This is a genomic window from Microvirga sp. TS319, from assembly GCF_041276405.1.
Taxonomy (GTDB): Bacteria; Pseudomonadota; Alphaproteobacteria; order Rhizobiales; family Beijerinckiaceae; genus Microvirga.
Map to the genome: position 1 here is coordinate 1,314,282 of NZ_JBGGGT010000002.1, position 14,542 is coordinate 1,328,823.

Genomic DNA, 14,542 nt, shown 5'->3' on the forward strand with positions numbered 1-14,542 from the left:
CCGCGGGCCGCCGCCACGGCTCGTGGATTCAGCGACGAATTCCGATGACCCAGAACGTTTTTCCCGTCCCGGCCAGCCTTCAGGCCTCCGCCCATGTCGATGCGGAAAGCTATGAGCGGCTCTACCGGCAATCCATCGACGACCCGGAGGGTTTTTGGCGCGAGCAGGCGCAGATCCTCGACTGGATGAAGCCGTTCACGCAGGTCAAGTCCACCCGTTACACGCCTGAGGACGTCACCATCGAATGGTTCGCCGACGGGCGCCTGAACGCGTCCTATAACTGCCTGGACCGTCATGCCGAGGCTCGCCCGAACGATGCGGCGATCCTGTGGGAGGGCGATACGCCCGGCGAGACGAAGCGGATCACCTGGGGCGAGCTCCATCGCGAGGTGTCCCGGCTTGCCAATGCGCTGACCAAGCTCGGCGTGAAGAAAGGCGATTTCGTCAGCATCTATCTGCCCGTCGTTCATCAATCGATTGCCGCGATGCTCGCCTGCGCGCGCATCGGCGCGGTTCATTCCGTGGTGTTCAGCGGCTTCTCGTCGGAGGCGCTCGCGGGGCGCATCGAGGATTGCCGGTCACGGGTCCTGATCACCGCCGACGAGGGCATGCGCGGCGGCAAATACGTGCCCCTGAAGAAGAATGCGGACGCGGCCCTGGAGAAGCTCCCCTTCGTCGAGCATGTTCTGGTGGTTCGCCGCACCGGACGCGAGGTCCCGATGGAGGCCGGGCGCGACCGCTGGTACGACGAGGCTTTGGCCGAAGTGCCGGAGGTCTGCCCCCCCGTCGCGATCGGCGCGGAGGATCCTCTCTTCGTGCTCTACACGTCCGGGTCCACAGGCAAGCCGAAGGGCATGCTCCACACGACGGGCGGCTATCTCGTCCACGCGGCCGCGAGCTTCCGGGCCATGTTCGACTACCATCCTGGCGACATCCATTTCTGCACGGCGGACGTGGGCTGGGTGACGGCGCACACCTATCTGGTCTACGGCCCGCTCGCCAACGGCGCTACCATCGTGCTGTTCGAGGGCGTGCCCACATGGCCTGACGCGTCGCGGTGGTGGCAGATCGTCGAGCAGTACAAGGTCAACATCTTCTACACCGCGCCGACGGCCATCCGCTCGCTGATGCGCGAAGGCGAGGGACCCGTGCGCAAGCACGACCTGTCGTCGCTCAAGATCATGGGCTCCGTGGGAGAGCCCATCAATCCCGAGGCATGGCTGTGGTATCGCGACGTGATCGGAGGCGGCCGCTGCCCCATCGTCGACACCTACTGGCAGACGGAGACGGGCGCGGTGCTCCTGTGCCCGCTGCCGGGCGCGACGGCCCTGAAGCCCGGCTCGGCGACCAAGCCGTTCTTCGGCGTGCGTCCCGCGCTCATCGGCAGCGACGGCGCGATCGTCGACGGCGAGGGAGCCGGCAGCCTGTGCTTTGCCGATTCCTGGCCGGGTCAGGCCCGCACGATCCTCGGGGACCGGGAGCGTTTTATGAAGACCTACTTCAGCGCCTATCCCGGATACTACTTCACGGGCGACGGCGCGCGACGCGATGCGGATGGCGACTACTGGATCACGGGGCGTCTGGACGACGTCATCAACGTGTCAGGCCATCGGCTCGGGACGGTGGAGGTCGAGGCGGCTCTGGCCTCGCATCCCTCGGTGGCGGAGGCCGCCGTCGTGGGCGTCCCGCACGAGATCAAGGGGCAGGGCATCTTTGCCTTCGTGACCCTGAAGGAGGGCGTCACCGAGAGCGCGGAGCTGCAGCGCGAGCTGATCCAGGCCGTGCGCACCCGTATCGGCCCCATCGCCACGCCGGATCGGATCGAGTGGGCCGCGCAACTGCCGAAGAACCGTTCGGGCAAGATCCTGCGGCGGATTCTCACGCGCATCGCGGCGGGCGACTTCGAGAACCACGGCGACACCACCACCGTGGCGGATCCCGCCGTGGTCGCGGCGATCGTCGGGCGCATGCAGGCCCAGGCTCAGGCCCAGCCCCAAGGCGTTTGAGGCGCCCGCTGTCGTTCCGGGATGGACCGGTCCGTTGCGGCGTCAGACGGATGGTGCAACGATCTCCTCGGCGCGATAGCCCTGCACATAGAGCAGAGCCGTCAGATCCGCATGATCGATCCGGGCATGGGCGGCGGCAGCCACCGCGGGCTTCGCGCGGTAGGCGACGCCGAGGCCCGCTTCTCCCAGCATGGCGAGGTCGTTGGCGCCGTCGCCGACCGCCATCGTCTCGTGATGCGCGAGGTTGAGGCGGGAACGCACTTCGACGAGGGTCGCGAGTTTCGCCTCGCGGCCGAGGATCGGCTCCTCGACGAGGCCGGCGAGCTTTTCGCCGTCAAGGATCAGGTGATTGGAACGGTCCTCGTTGAAGCCGATCTTCGAGCCGATGGGCCCGGTGAACAGGGTGAAGCCCCCGGAGACCAGGCAGGCATAGCCGCCATTCGCCCGGATGGTCCGAACGAGCGACGGGCCGCCGGGGGTCAGGGTGATGCGCTTCTCGATGATCTCGTCCACCACGCCGACCGGCAGGTTCTTCAGCAAGGCAACCCGCTCGCGCAGGGCAGGCTCGAAGGCGATCTCGCCGCGCATGGCGCGCTCGGTAATCTCCGATACCTCCGCCTTGAGCCCCACGTAATCGGCCAGTTCATCGATGCATTCCTGCCCGATCATGGTCGAGTCCATGTCTGCCAGAAACAGCCGCTTGCGGCGGGTGCCGAGGGGCTGCACGACGATGTCGACGGGCTGACCTTCAAGGGCCTTGCGCAGGGAGGCTTCGACGGTTCCGGGCTCGGCCGAGGAGGGGAGGATCAGGTCCGCGGCGATTCCCCTTGCCAGGACGGTGCGTTCGGCCTCATGTCCCAGCGCGCCTGCCGCTTCCGCCACGAGGTCGTCGGTGACGACGGGCTTGGCGGGATTGGCGACCAGGGTTGCGACGAGAGGGACTTGAGAAGACGCCATGGGGAGACCGGACCGGTGAGTGACGGGGAGATCGGAGCGGTTCTCATTGCAGGACCGACCGCATCAGGCAAGTCCGCTTTGGGCATCAAACTGGCGCAGGCCCTCGGTGGCGTGGTGATCAACGCCGATTCCATGCAGGTCTATCGCGACCTGCGGGTGATCACGGCCCGTCCGACGCCGGAGGACGAGGCCGAGGCGCCGCACCGCCTCTACGGCCACGTGGATGCCGCCGTGAACTTCTCCGTCGGGCGCTATGTGGCCGATGCCGTCGGCGTTCTCCGGGAGATCCGGGGCCACAAGCTGCCGATCTTCGTGGGCGGGACCGGGCTCTACTTCAAGGCCTTGACCGAGGGGCTGTCCGACATCCCTCCCGTTCCGGAAGCCATCCGGGACGAGGTGCGGCGGGAGAGCGAGGGGCTGGAAACCCCGGAGCTGCATCGCCTCCTCGTCGGGCGCGATCCGGAAACGGCCCGGACCCTGCGCCCCTCCGACCGGCTGCGGGTGCAGCGTGCCTTGGAAATCTTCGCGGCCACGGGCCGGCCTCTCGTCTCCTTCCATGGGGCGCGTCAGCCGGGTCCCCTGGACGGCGTGCCGGTCGTCAAGGTCTTCCTGGCGCCGGAGCGCGAGGAATTGCGCCTGCGCATCGACCGGCGATTTCTCGCCATGATGGAGCAGGGCGCTCTCGAAGAGGTCAGGGCTCTGGGCGCGCGAAACCTCGATCCCATGCTTCCCGCCATGCGGGCCCATGGCGTTCCGGGCCTCCTGGCCCATCTGCGGGGTGAGATCCCGCTCGACGAGGCCGTTGCCCGGGGGCAGGGCGACACGCGCCGGTACGCCAAGCGCCAGTTCACCTGGTTCCGACATCAGCTGCCGGACTGGCGATGGGCGGCGCCGGACGAGGGTTTCGAAGCCGTCATGGCCGCGTTCAATGCGCAGGGGCGCCTGCATACATCTGATAGAACGTGATGAAGATCTCGAAGAGGATCAGGAGGACGATGATGAGTTCGAGGCGGAGCGAACGCTCCGTGTCGATGATGTCGGTCAGCGCCTGCGCGGTATCCCCCAACACCTCGAGCTTGCGGTGGAGCGCGGCGGCACGCTCCTTCAGCTCGTATTCGTCCTCCAGCCGCGCATAGAGACGCTCGAGGTCCGGCCGGTCCCACAGCACGTCGGGCTTGTCCTCCACGGCCACGCGACCGGACATGCGCTGGCGGACAAGAAGGGCTTGGCCGACCTGCTTCAGGATCTTGCGGCGATCGCTCGGCCGGCGGCCATTGGCCGCGACGTGCTGGACCGAAGGCTCCACCAACTCGAACGCGGCGGTGGCTTCCCGTTCGTCACGGGCCAGGGTGGCGCTCTTGGAGAGAGCGTCGGCAATGACGATGAGGCGCTCCGTGGAGAGCTTCTTGAGGTAGATCGGCCCGCCGGGCGGGATCTGGTCGTCCCGGTCGGGGGAGATCTCGATGATTGCGGTCTCCTCCTCGTGGCGCGAGAACTCGCCCTGGATGCGCTGCCGCAGGCCACGGATGACCTCATCCTCCTCGAGCGGGGTCAGGCCCACGAGCACGGCCACGCCGTAGCGGAACAAGGCCACGAAGCCGTCCTGGCCGGCCCGGAAGGCGAGGGGCGTGGCGGAGAGCACGTCGCTGCGCTCCAGTCCGGCCACATCGAGGCGATCCCCTAAAAGCAGGGCGCGGGCGGTCAGCCGCTGGTTTTGCATGGGAATGCCGGTGGAAGAGATCGTGTCGGTCATCGTCATACGACTAAAATAGGACGGGGAGCGGAAAAGCTAAGCCTGGCGAGGCTAATGTACACCGCTTGACCGAAAGAATGGGATCGGCTAGCGTCCTGCGCAACTTTTGAACCGAGAGCTGCCCAAATGCGCAAGCTTATTCTCGTAGTACGAGCGCCATCGACGGAGCGGGATTGATCCCCGCAGGTCCGGCGATGGCGCACAGGCCCCCTCAGGGGCCTTTTTTATTGCCCGAAACACCAGAACAACGCACACAATCAATCAAGAGAACCCGACGGAGCACAATACCATGAGCGAGACGATGACCGGAGCCGAAATGGTGATCCGAGCCCTGCAGGACCAGGGCGTCGAGCATGTCTTCGGTTATCCGGGCGGCGCGGTTCTTCCCATCTACGACGCGCTCTTCCATCAGGACAGCGTGCGCCATGTTCTGGTCCGTCACGAGCAGGGGGCGGTCCATGCCGCGGAAGGTTATGCTCGCGCCTCGGGCAAGCCGGGCGTGGTTCTGGTGACCTCGGGACCGGGAGCGACCAATGCCATCACGGGTCTCGCCGACGCCATGATGGACTCGATCCCGCTCGTCTGCATCACCGGTCAGGTGCCGACCCATCTGATCGGCTCCGATGCCTTCCAGGAATGCGACACGGTCGGCATCACCCGCCACTGCACGAAGCACAACTACCTCGTGAAATCCATCGAGGACCTGCCGCGCATCCTGCACGAGGCCTTCTACGTGGCGCAGAACGGACGCCCCGGTCCGGTGGTCGTGGACCTGCCGAAGGACATCCAGTTCAAGGCGGGCAGCTACGTGCGTCCCCTGAGCAACCAGCACAAGACCTATCGCCCGACAGTGAAGGGCGACATGGACCACATCCGCGCCGCCGTCGAGCTGATGGCCAATGCCAAGCGGCCCGTGTTCTATACGGGCGGCGGCGTCATCAATTCCGGTCCGCACGCGGCGGCGCTGTTGCGCGAGCTCGTGGAGCTCACGGGCTTTCCCATTACCTCGACCCTGATGGGCCTCGGCGCTTACCCGGCCTCCGGCGAGCGGTGGCTCGGCATGCTGGGCATGCACGGCACCTACGAGGCCAATCTCGCGATGCATGAATGCGACGTGATGATCAATATCGGAGCCCGTTTCGACGACCGCATCACCGGGCGCCTCGATGCCTTCTCGCCGTTCTCCAAGCGTGTCCACGTGGATATCGACCCCTCCTCCATCAACAAGACCGTGAAGGTGGACATTCCGATCGTCGGCGATTGCGCGCACGTTCTCGAAGACATGGTGCGCCTGTGGCGCCAGGGCGGGAAGCAGGCCGACACGGTCGAGCTTCAGGAGTGGTGGAACAAGATCGAGGGATGGCGCTCCCGCAACTGCCTCGCGTACCGGAACTCGAACGAGACCATCAAGCCGCAACATGCCATTCAGCGCCTCTACGAGCTCACGAAGGATCGCTCGCCCTATGTCACGACAGAGGTGGGCCAGCACCAGATGTGGGCGGCCCAGTACTTCAAGTTCGAGGATCCGAACCACTGGATGACCTCCGGCGGGCACGGCACCATGGGCTACGGTCTTCCCGCTGCCGTCGGAGCGCAGCTCGCGCATCCCGACGCTCTGGTCATCGACATCGCGGGCGAGGCCTCGATCCAGATGATGCTGCAGGAAATGTCCACGGCGCTGCAGTACAACCTGCCGGTCAAGGTGTTCATCCTCAACAACGAATATATGGGAATGGTGCGCCAGTGGCAGGAGCTGCTGCACGGCGGGCGCTACTCGCAGAGCTACTCGGAATCGCTGCCCGATTTCGTGAAGCTCGCGGAAGCCTATGGCGCGGTCGGCATCCGCTGCGACAATCCGGCGGATCTCGACGCGAAGATCATGGAAATGATCAGCGTCAATCGTCCGGTGATCTTCGACTGCGTCGTCGACAAGACCGAGAACTGCTTCCCGATGATTCCGTCGGGCAAGGCCCATAACGAGATGCTGCTCAACGATTATCTCGGCGAGACCGGAGCCGATCTCGGTTCCGTGATCGACGAGAAGGGCAAGATGCTGGTGTGATTGCCGGTGTGATCGGAAAAGGTTGAATCCATGCCCACTCTTGTCATCGCCAACAAGTGCTACTCGTCCTGGTCGTTGCGGCCCTGGCTGCTGATGAAGCAGCTCGGTGTCGCCTTCGACGAGATCCTGATCCCGCTCGACCTGGCGGATACGAAGGAAAAGGTGCTGAAACATTCCCCTGCCGGAAAGGTGCCGATCCTCATCGACGGCGACGTGACGGTGTGGGAGAGCATCGCGATCATGGAATATGTGGGGGAGGCTTTCGGTTCTCCCGCATGGCCCGAGGATCGCAGGGCGCGCGCCATGGCGCGCTCCGTCGCGGCGGAAATGCACGCGGGCTTTCAGGCTTTGCGCGGCGCCTGTCCGATGAACCTCGGCAGGAAATACGCCGCGAGGGATCGCGGCGACGCCGTGGCACGTGATGTCGCGCGCTTCAGCGACGTCGTGCGGCAGGCACGGGAGCGCTTCGGCGCGGGCGGTCCGTTCCTGTTCGGGGCCTTCTCGGCGGCCGACGCCATGTATGCGCCGCTCGCGACGCGCCTCGCCACCTACTCCTTCGCCCTCGATGCGCAGACCCGAGCCTATGTCGACGCGATCCTCTCGCTGCCCGCTTTCCAGGAATGGCGCGCCGCGGCGCTGAAGGAGAGCTGGATCGTCGATGCCGACGAGGTCGATGAAGAAGCCATCGAGAATTTCCGAAACGCAGCCTGAAGCCTCATACGAACGCCGGACAACGAACCATGCTCCAGATGAAAACCCATTATCCCGATGCGACCCGCGTCGAGCCCGTCAACCGGCACACCCTTGCCATCGTGGTCGACAACGAGCCGGGCGTTCTCGCCCGTATCGCCGGCCTCTTCTCGGGGCGCGGCTACAACATCGAAAGCCTGACCGTGACCGAGACGGAGCACGAGGCGCACGTCTCGCGCATCACCATCGTCACGACGGGCACGGACAGCATCATCCAGCAGATCAAGAGCCAGCTCGAGCGCCTCGTTCCGGTGCATCGCGTGGTCGATCTCACGATGACCGGCGATGCGGTGGAGCGCGAGCTGTGTCTCGTCAAGGTGGTCGGCAAGGGCGATCATCGCGTGGAGGCGATGCGTCTGGCGTCCGCCTTCGGAGCGCGCACGCTCGATGCGACGCTCACCTCCTTCGTCTACGAGCTCACCGGCACGACCGACGAGGTCGAGCGCTTCATCAAGCTCATGACGGCCGTGGGGCTCGTGGAGGTGTCGCGCACCGGCGTGGCGGCGATGTCGCGGGGAGCCGAGGGGATCCTATAAGGATTCAGCCCCTGAAGTCGCTCTCTCGCAGGAAGGCTTCCTCCTCCGGCGTCGTCTCACGTCCGAGGATGGCATTGCGGTGGGGGAAGCGGCCGAATCGGGCGACGATATCGCGATGGTGGCGCGCCCACTTCATGGAGTCCTCGCCGAGGGCTTCGTTCAACGCCACCGAGCGCTCCTGGTGCCGCAAGGATTCGGAGTGCATGAAGGGCAGGTAGAAGAAGCGGCGGAACTCCGGTTCCACCTTTTTGTCGAACCCTCTCTCGATGGCGCGGTCCGCGACCATCAGGGCGACGGGATCGGTCTTGTAGGTCTCGCGCAGACCGCGGAACATGTTTCGCGGGAACTGATCGAGCAGAAGAATAGCGGCGAGCGCGCCCTCGGGGGTGAGTTCCCATTCGTTGAGATCGCCCCTCGCGGCGGCCTCGTAGGTAGGCATGAAACGGTCCCGGCAGACCTGGTCGAAGGCTTCATCCTTCGAGAACCACTTCTCCGGTCCGGCTTCGCGCCAGAAGGCAAGGACTTCATCGGGAGTGGCGAGGCGTTGCATACGGCTTGTCCTTCTCAAAGGAAGATGGCTTTGAGCCAATCTAGAGCGTATGGGAGGAGATTGCACTCTCCGCGCTCGGACCGTTTGTGGGAGTGGTGGGGCCGCGAGGGCGGCTTCCGCAGTTTTCCGACAAACTTCGACTTGTCAGCGCAGTTTTGTTCGCTAAAAGCGGCGCTGGACAAGATAAATGTTGCGCGAAGGTTGGGAACCGGACCGCAATGCCAATGAAGACCGGGGACAAGCCCCTTAAAGACAAGGACCAGAGCACCATGCGCGTGTATTACGATCGCGACGCCGATATCAATCTGATCAAGGGCAAGAAGGTCGCCATCGTCGGCTATGGCAGCCAGGGGCATGCCCATACCCTGAACCTGCGCGATTCCGGCGTGAAGGACATCGTCGTGGCGCTGCGCAAGGGCTCTCCTTCCGCCGCCAAGGCCGAGGCCGCCGGACTGCGCGTAATGGAAGTGGCCGAGGCCGCCAAGTGGGCCGATGTGGTCATGATGCTGACCCCGGACGAGCTGCAGGCCGACATCTACCGCAACGATCTGCACGACAACATGAAGGAAGGCGCGGCGCTTCTCTTCGCGCACGGCCTCAACGTGCATTTCAACCTCATCGAGCCCCGCAAGGACCTCGACGTGCTCATGGTCGCTCCGAAGGGCCCTGGCCACACGGTGCGCTCCGAGTACCAGCGCGGCGGCGGCGTCCCGACCCTGATCGCGATCCACCAGGACTCCACGGGCAATGCTCATGACATCGCGCTGTCCTACGCCTCCGCCAATGGCGGCGGCCGCGCCGGCATCATCGAGACCACCTTCAAGGAAGAGTGCGAGACCGACCTCTTCGGCGAGCAGGCCGTGCTCTGCGGCGGCCTCGTCGAGCTGATCAAGGCCGGCTTCGAGACCCTGGTCGAGGCAGGCTACGCCCCCGAGATGGCCTATTTCGAGTGCCTGCACGAAGTGAAGCTGATCGTCGACCTCATCTACGAGGGCGGCATCGCCAACATGAACTACTCGATCTCGAACACCGCCGAGTACGGCGAGTACGTCACGGGGCCCCGCATCATCACGCCCGAGACCAAGGCCGAGATGAAGCGCGTTCTGGAGGATATCCAGTCCGGCAAGTTCACCCGCGACTGGATGCTCGAGAACAAGGTCAACCAGACCTCCTTCAAGGCGACCCGCGCCCGCAACGCCGCGCATCCCATCGAGGATGTGGGCTCGCGCCTGCGCGACATGATGCCCTGGATCAAGGAGAAGGCTCTGGTCGACAAGACCAAGAACTGATTCCCGCCAAGGCGCGGAGACGAAAAGGGGCGGATCATTCCGCCCCTTCTTTTTTGCCCGGCGGGGAGTTTCAGAGCATCGGACGTGAAAAGCGGCTTCCACTTTTGGGATCGGATCCGATGCTCCCTTCCCGGAAAGAGCGCATCGCTTGTGAGGACCCGAAGGGCCCCGCTCGTGGAAGCCGGGTCCACTTTTCGCTAGAGCGGCCCGCTGGGTCGACACGATGCGCTAGAGCGCAGGGGCCAAATGGGCTGCGACCGCGATCAGAACGCAAAGGGGAAAGTTCATGCCGGTGCGCCGCCGGTTCCGGAGCAGCCCGGCGCAGATAGCGAGTACGGCGAGCAGGCTCCAGACATCCCGAGCAGCGCGATCCATGCTCGTCGTGACCCATGGCGAAGGGCCAGGGATCAGCGCTCCAAAGAGCCCAAGGGCCGCAAGAAGAACGGCTGCGGCCTTCCACTCGTAATGGCGCCAGGTCTCCGGCAGGCCCGCCATGCCGGGATCGGCCGGGAGCTGTATTTCGAGCGCGTCGTCCTCATCGTGCCAAGCATATGAACCCGGAGCATACGAGCCCGGAGGAATCTGTCCCATGACGAAGGCCATCCGCGATGTCTTAGCTTTGCAATAACATCACGGATGGCCTCTGCAACCTCCAGAAACGGAGGGGACTTCGGCGAGGAAGCCGGGAACTTGGTGCTTCTACTGCTGATTGCTCTTCGTGTTCGCGGCCTTGTTGTTGTCCTGCTTGCCGGAATCCGTGCGGTTCTTCATGGTACCGCCCGAGCCGCGGATCTCATGGCCTGGGTGCTTCTTGCTCTCGGCGGAGTTGTCGCCGTTCATCTTGCCTTTGCCCATGGGGACCTCCGTTGCACGTGGGGGTTAATGAGCCCTCGGCAGACGGGTTCCCGCGAAAAGCCCTACCAGGTCAGGTAGTGCGCCAGCCCGGCCCCAGGCGCGAGCAGAGCGAAGGACCACGCCGAGGCCGAGGCCATGTTGGCTGCCTGGAAGAGCACGCGCGGCATCATGAAGATACCGGCGATCAGAGGCAGAACGGCCCGGGTCGGGCCGAAGAAGCGTCCCAGAAACATGGCCCATGGCCCGAAGCGTTGAAAGAACCGCTCGCCCTTGTCGACCAGGTCGGGCTTTCGGGACAGCGGCCAGATCCCATAGGCTCGCTTCTTGACCTTGTAGCCGATCTCGTATGAGACCCAGGCGCTCACGAAGGCCCCGATGGTGGCGCCCAGCCAGACATGCCAGAAGATGATATCCGCCGCCGCCAGCGCGAAGCCGACGGCCACCAGGATCGTGACCATCGGGAGGACGAGCGAGATGAAGGCGAACGATTCCCCGAAGGTCATGAGGCCCACGATCAGGGGGGCATAGCCCTGGTTCGCCCGGATGAATTCGAGAATGGTGTTGGTGATGGTCTCAAGACTCACGCGCGGCGCCTCCTCATGGCCTTCTCCTTGAACGCATGGACCTCATGCCGCGATCCGGCATTCCTGTGATGGAAAGGATCACATCACGTCAATTGAAGCCGGAAGGGCGATGAGGTAACCGAAAGAGCGAAGGGGGCTATAGCCATGAATGTTCTCTCGATCCAATCACATGTTGCCTATGGTCATGTGGGCAATGCATCCGCCGTCTTTCCGATGCAGCGCCTCGGAGTCGAAGTCTGGCCCATTCATACGGTGCAGTTTTCCAACCACACGGGCTACGGCTCCTGGAAGGGCCGGGTCTTCGACGGGCCCGCGATCGAAGAGCTCGTGGAGGGCATTGCCGAGCGGGGCGTGCTCGACCGCTGCGACGGCGTGCTCTCGGGCTATATGGGCTCGGCCGACATCGGCAATGCGATCCTGTCCGCCGTGGCGCGGGTGCGGGCTCTCAACCCCCAGGCCCTCTATTGCTGCGATCCCGTGATCGGGGATGTGGGCCGCGGCGTCTTCGTGCGTCCGGGCATTCCGGAATTCATGCGTGAGCAGGCGGTGCCCGCGGCCGATATCATCACGCCGAACCAGTTCGAGCTGGATTATCTCTCGGGCCGCCGGACGGAAACCTTGAGCGACGTGAAGCAGGCCGTCTCGGAGGTGCAGGAGCTCGGTCCCAGGGCGGTGCTCGTGACCTCCGTCGAGGCGCAGGAGACGCCCGCCGGCACGATCGATCTCGTGGCCGGCGAGGGCGGCCGCTTCTGGCGCGTACGCACCCCCAAGCTCTCGCTCAGCATCAATGGAGCGGGGGACGCGATCGCGGCCCTCTTCTTTGTTCATTATGCCCGCTCCCGCTCCGCTGCGACGGCCCTCGCCGAGGCTTCCGCCTCCGTCTACGGCCTGCTGAAGCGCACGGAGGAGGCCGGATCCCGTGAAATCCTCACCATCGCCGCGCAGGACGAATTCGTCTCGCCCACGCATCGTTTCACCCCCGAGGAGGTTTGATCCGCATGGCCCGCCGCTTTGTCACCCTCGACGTCTTCACGTCGGAGCGCTTCGCCGGAAACCCTTTGGCCGTCGTTCTGGAGGCCGAGGGTCTCGACGACGCGCAAATGCAGACCATCGCGAAGGAGTTCAACCTGTCCGAGACGGTCTTCGTCCTGCCTCCGGCCGACGCGCATCAGCGCGCCGATATCCGCATCTTCACGCCAGGCCGCGAGCTGCCTTTCGCCGGTCATCCCACCGTGGGAACGGCGGTGCTGCTCGCCCTTTTGGACCAGAACGGCCAGCCCGGCGCCGTCGCCTTCGGGTTAAAGGAGAAAGTCGGCATCGTTCCCTGCGCGGTCGAGGTGAAGGATGCGGTGAGCGCGGATGCGCGTTTCCGCCTGCCGCGCCTGCCCTTCGCGTGGGGTGAGGGGAAGGATACGACGACCTGCGCCTGGGCGCTCGGCCTCGACCCGACGGAGATCGGCTTCGAGCGCCATGTGCCGAGCCGCCACTCGGCCGGCGTCGCCTATGACCTCGTGCCTGTCGCGTCCCTCGATGCCCTGGCCCGGGCCTGGCCCAAGGGGGATGCCTTCGACAAGGCCTTCGCCGACAGCGACCATCCTTCGGCCTATGTCTATACGCGGGTCCAGCAGGTGGAGGGATTGCGGTTCCGCGCCCGCATGTTCGGTCCGGGTCTGGGCGTCGTGGAGGATCCCGCCACCGGCTCCGCCGCGGCGGCTTTCGCAGGCGCCCTGATGCAATGCGAGCCGCTGGGCGACGGCGAGCACGACATCGTCATCGAGCAGGGCATCGAAATGGGTCGTGCGAGCCAGATAGCCCTGCAGATGACGATCAGGAACGGCGAGCTGGTATCGGCCGAGATCGGCGGCACCGCCATCATGGTGAGCCGCGGCGAGATCCTCGCATGACCTCGGACGTTCTGATCAGGCGGGTCTCGCGCGTCGAGGCGAGGTGCAGGCCCATGGAATGGGCGTGGGCCGCTCAGAACCGGAGCCTCATCGAGGAAAACTGGAAGCGCCGCACGGCTCAGACGCCGAAAATGTTCAACGGACGGGTCCTGCTGCTCAGTGATCTGACGTTCGAGCAGGACGTGTGCCGCAACACGTATTTCGAGACCGACTATGCCGGCCTCGTCGCCTGGATCGATAACGGCTATCCGGACAGGAGCGTCGCCAACGGCTTCGCCATGGGAGCCCTACGCGGTTCGGACGGCGCTTACATCTGCGGCGTCATGAGCCGGCATACGGCGAATGCGGGCCGGGTCTATTTCGCGGGAGGGACGCCCGACTTGTCCGATCTCAGGCCCGACGGCACCGTCGATCTTGCAACGAGCCTGACCCGCGAGCTGACGGAGGAGACGGGCCTCCGAGACGACGACTACCGCGTTGACGACGAGTGGATCATCATCCGGCGCTGGCCGACGGTGGCGCTGCTGCGGATGGTCACCCTGCCGATGACGGCGGAGGAAGGCGCGGCCCTGATCCGCGCCAACATTGCCAAGGAGCGCGAGCCCGAGTTGGAAGATGTGCGGATCGTCCGCGACGTGGGGGACATCGACCGCGATGCGATGCCCCTGTTCCAGCAATCCTTCTTCGAGTGGGTCTTTGCTCAGTAATAGCCGTGCCGCGCCTTCGCGGCGTGGACCAGACGCTGCGCCTCCGCATCGCGCCCGGCGGCGCAGGCGGCCTCGGCCGGCCCGAGTTCCCGGTCCACCTGATTGTAGACGGACTGGTTCACATGGCCCATGGCGAGGTCGTTGCTCATCACGGCCCGGTAACGGGCGATCTCGCCCCGGCAGCCTGTGCCTTCCGGCGCGCGGAAGCTGGAGGGGGTCATGCTCGCGCCGGGGGCCGGGACAGGGCCTGAGGCCGTCTGGTTGCAGGCGGCGAGGGGCAGGGCCAGAAGGCCGGTGAGCCACAGGCGGCGGATATCATTGGTCATTGAAGTCTCACCTCGTACGGGTTCGTTGCGATCGGCTCCAGGAACAGCCAAGCTCGCCTAGATCTAGGGCGTTTCGCGCTCCGTCCAGGGAGCGGGAGCGAAGGACATTTCCTATACAATCGTCGCGCTTGGGCTTTTCGTTTGTTTCAACCGCTTGCCATTCCGGATCTCCCCCGTTACAAACGTGCCGTTCTTCGCGGCAGGGCCGCGGTCTTTGGAGGTTTGGGCAGCGATGGCAATCGGCTCCCACAGCGCTAGCCTGA

General features: G+C 65.0%; 16 protein-coding genes. 9 read left to right on the forward strand and 7 right to left on the reverse strand.

Annotation, left to right across the window (positions count from 1 at the left end; all coding sequences use genetic code 11):
- The first annotated feature begins 44 nt into the window (after nucleotides 1–44).
- Nucleotides 45–2,006, forward strand: a complete 1,962-nt coding sequence (gene acs, locus AB8841_RS15730; RefSeq protein WP_370436767.1) for an acetate--CoA ligase — start codon at nucleotides 45–47, stop codon at nucleotides 2,004–2,006.
- A gap of 42 nt (nucleotides 2,007–2,048) precedes the next feature.
- Here acs and serB read toward each other — a convergent pair whose 3' ends face one another.
- On the reverse strand, nucleotides 2,049–2,963 hold the full coding sequence (gene serB, locus AB8841_RS15735) for a phosphoserine phosphatase SerB (RefSeq protein ID WP_370436768.1): 915 nt from the start codon (nucleotides 2,961–2,963) through the stop codon (nucleotides 2,049–2,051).
- A 15-nt stretch (nucleotides 2,964–2,978) separates the two neighbouring features.
- On the opposite strand from serB, the gene miaA reads away from it, so the two are divergent.
- Complete coding sequence (miaA, locus tag AB8841_RS15740) at nucleotides 2,979–3,929, forward strand: tRNA (adenosine(37)-N6)-dimethylallyltransferase MiaA (RefSeq protein WP_370436769.1); 951 nt, start codon at nucleotides 2,979–2,981, stop codon at nucleotides 3,927–3,929.
- Here miaA and AB8841_RS15745 read toward each other — a convergent pair.
- Nucleotides 3,889–4,716 (reverse strand): RMD1 family protein, encoded by an 828-nt coding sequence (locus AB8841_RS15745; protein ID WP_370436770.1) that lies wholly within the window; start codon nucleotides 4,714–4,716, stop codon nucleotides 3,889–3,891. The two genes, miaA and AB8841_RS15745, sit on opposite strands and share 41 nt — an antisense overlap.
- 289 nt (nucleotides 4,717–5,005) lie before the next feature.
- Between AB8841_RS15745 and AB8841_RS15750 the strand changes: the two genes are divergently transcribed.
- Genes AB8841_RS15750 through ilvN form a run of 3 tightly spaced genes read left to right on the forward strand, consistent with a single transcriptional unit; the run spans nucleotide 5,006 to nucleotide 8,064 of the window.
- Nucleotides 5,006–6,778, forward strand: coding sequence for an acetolactate synthase 3 large subunit (locus AB8841_RS15750; RefSeq protein ID WP_370436771.1), 1,773 nt, complete (start codon nucleotides 5,006–5,008; stop codon nucleotides 6,776–6,778).
- Between the two features lie 30 nt (nucleotides 6,779–6,808).
- On the forward strand, nucleotides 6,809–7,489 hold the full coding sequence (locus AB8841_RS15755; protein WP_370436772.1) for a glutathione S-transferase family protein: 681 nt from the start codon (nucleotides 6,809–6,811) through the stop codon (nucleotides 7,487–7,489).
- Between the two features lie 29 nt (nucleotides 7,490–7,518).
- Nucleotides 7,519–8,064, forward strand: coding sequence for an acetolactate synthase small subunit (gene ilvN / locus AB8841_RS15760; protein WP_370436773.1), 546 nt, complete (start codon nucleotides 7,519–7,521; stop codon nucleotides 8,062–8,064).
- Between the two features lie 4 nt (nucleotides 8,065–8,068).
- Here ilvN and AB8841_RS15765 read toward each other — a convergent pair whose 3' ends face one another.
- Entirely contained in the window at nucleotides 8,069–8,614 is a 546-nt protein-coding gene (locus AB8841_RS15765) for a DUF924 family protein (RefSeq protein ID WP_370436774.1), read from the reverse strand.
- Between the two features lie 269 nt (nucleotides 8,615–8,883).
- Between AB8841_RS15765 and ilvC the strand changes: the two genes are divergently transcribed.
- On the forward strand, nucleotides 8,884–9,903 hold the full coding sequence (gene ilvC / locus AB8841_RS15770; protein WP_370439281.1) for a ketol-acid reductoisomerase: 1,020 nt from the start codon (nucleotides 8,884–8,886) through the stop codon (nucleotides 9,901–9,903).
- 228 nt (nucleotides 9,904–10,131) lie between these two features.
- Here the strand turns inward: ilvC and AB8841_RS15775 are convergent, their stop codons facing one another.
- The 3 genes from AB8841_RS15775 to AB8841_RS15785 all read right to left on the reverse strand — a co-directional run bounded on the left by AB8841_RS15775 (nucleotide 10,132) and on the right by AB8841_RS15785 (nucleotide 11,342).
- Nucleotides 10,132–10,494: a hypothetical protein gene (locus AB8841_RS15775; protein ID WP_370436775.1), complete on the reverse strand. Its 363-nt coding sequence runs from the start codon at nucleotides 10,492–10,494 to the stop codon at nucleotides 10,132–10,134.
- A gap of 108 nt (nucleotides 10,495–10,602) precedes the next feature.
- A complete protein-coding gene (locus AB8841_RS15780) occupies nucleotides 10,603–10,758 on the reverse strand; it encodes a hypothetical protein (protein ID WP_370436776.1) in 156 nt (51 codons plus the stop codon).
- 62 nt (nucleotides 10,759–10,820) lie between these two features.
- The gene (locus tag AB8841_RS15785; protein WP_370436777.1) at nucleotides 10,821–11,342 is read right to left on the reverse strand and encodes a DedA family protein; all 522 of its coding nucleotides are present in this window, start codon (nucleotides 11,340–11,342) and stop codon (nucleotides 10,821–10,823) included.
- A gap of 144 nt (nucleotides 11,343–11,486) precedes the next feature.
- Between AB8841_RS15785 and pdxY the strand changes: the two genes are divergently transcribed.
- The 3 genes from pdxY to AB8841_RS15800 are packed head-to-tail and all read left to right on the forward strand — an operon-like array spanning nucleotide 11,487 to nucleotide 13,953.
- Entirely contained in the window at nucleotides 11,487–12,335 is an 849-nt protein-coding gene (gene pdxY / locus AB8841_RS15790; RefSeq protein WP_370436778.1) for a pyridoxal kinase PdxY, read from the forward strand.
- Between the two features lie 5 nt (nucleotides 12,336–12,340).
- Nucleotides 12,341–13,246 (forward strand): PhzF family phenazine biosynthesis protein, encoded by a 906-nt coding sequence (locus AB8841_RS15795; RefSeq protein WP_370436779.1) that lies wholly within the window; start codon nucleotides 12,341–12,343, stop codon nucleotides 13,244–13,246.
- Nucleotides 13,243–13,953 carry an NUDIX hydrolase gene (locus tag AB8841_RS15800; RefSeq protein WP_370436780.1) on the forward strand — a complete coding sequence of 237 codons (711 nt, stop codon included), beginning with the start codon at nucleotides 13,243–13,245 and terminating at the stop codon, nucleotides 13,951–13,953. The genes AB8841_RS15795 and AB8841_RS15800 overlap by 4 nt, the downstream gene beginning before the upstream one ends.
- On the opposite strand, the gene AB8841_RS15805 is transcribed toward AB8841_RS15800, so the two are convergent.
- Nucleotides 13,947–14,279, reverse strand: coding sequence for a hypothetical protein (locus AB8841_RS15805; protein WP_370436781.1), 333 nt, complete (start codon nucleotides 14,277–14,279; stop codon nucleotides 13,947–13,949). The genes AB8841_RS15800 and AB8841_RS15805 overlap by 7 nt on opposite strands.
- Nucleotides 14,280–14,542 lie beyond the last annotated feature (263 nt).

Bases quoted from the DNA above. Each gene is read 5' to 3' on its own strand.
- serB (WP_370436768.1), bottom strand. From the start codon at position 2,963: ATGGCGTCTTCTCAAGTCCCTCTCGTCGCAACCCTGGTCGCCAATCCC.
- AB8841_RS15775 (WP_370436775.1), bottom strand. From the start codon at position 10,494: ATGGGACAGATTCCTCCGGGCTCGTATGCTCCGGGTTCATATGCTTGG.
- ilvN (WP_370436773.1), top strand. From the start codon at position 7,519: ATGCTCCAGATGAAAACCCATTATCCCGATGCGACCCGCGTCGAGCCC.
- AB8841_RS15755 (WP_370436772.1), top strand. From the start codon at position 6,809: ATGCCCACTCTTGTCATCGCCAACAAGTGCTACTCGTCCTGGTCGTTG.
- AB8841_RS15750 (WP_370436771.1), top strand. From the start codon at position 5,006: ATGAGCGAGACGATGACCGGAGCCGAAATGGTGATCCGAGCCCTGCAG.
- AB8841_RS15795 (WP_370436779.1), top strand. From the start codon at position 12,341: ATGGCCCGCCGCTTTGTCACCCTCGACGTCTTCACGTCGGAGCGCTTC.
- AB8841_RS15800 (WP_370436780.1), top strand. From the start codon at position 13,243: ATGACCTCGGACGTTCTGATCAGGCGGGTCTCGCGCGTCGAGGCGAGG.
- AB8841_RS15805 (WP_370436781.1), bottom strand. From the start codon at position 14,279: ATGACCAATGATATCCGCCGCCTGTGGCTCACCGGCCTTCTGGCCCTG.
- acs (WP_370436767.1), top strand. From the start codon at position 45: ATGACCCAGAACGTTTTTCCCGTCCCGGCCAGCCTTCAGGCCTCCGCC.
- pdxY (WP_370436778.1), top strand. From the start codon at position 11,487: ATGAATGTTCTCTCGATCCAATCACATGTTGCCTATGGTCATGTGGGC.
- AB8841_RS15765 (WP_370436774.1), bottom strand. From the start codon at position 8,614: ATGCAACGCCTCGCCACTCCCGATGAAGTCCTTGCCTTCTGGCGCGAA.
- AB8841_RS15745 (WP_370436770.1), bottom strand. From the start codon at position 4,716: ATGACCGACACGATCTCTTCCACCGGCATTCCCATGCAAAACCAGCGG.
- AB8841_RS15780 (WP_370436776.1), bottom strand. From the start codon at position 10,758: ATGGGCAAAGGCAAGATGAACGGCGACAACTCCGCCGAGAGCAAGAAG.
- ilvC (WP_370439281.1), top strand. From the start codon at position 8,884: ATGCGCGTGTATTACGATCGCGACGCCGATATCAATCTGATCAAGGGC.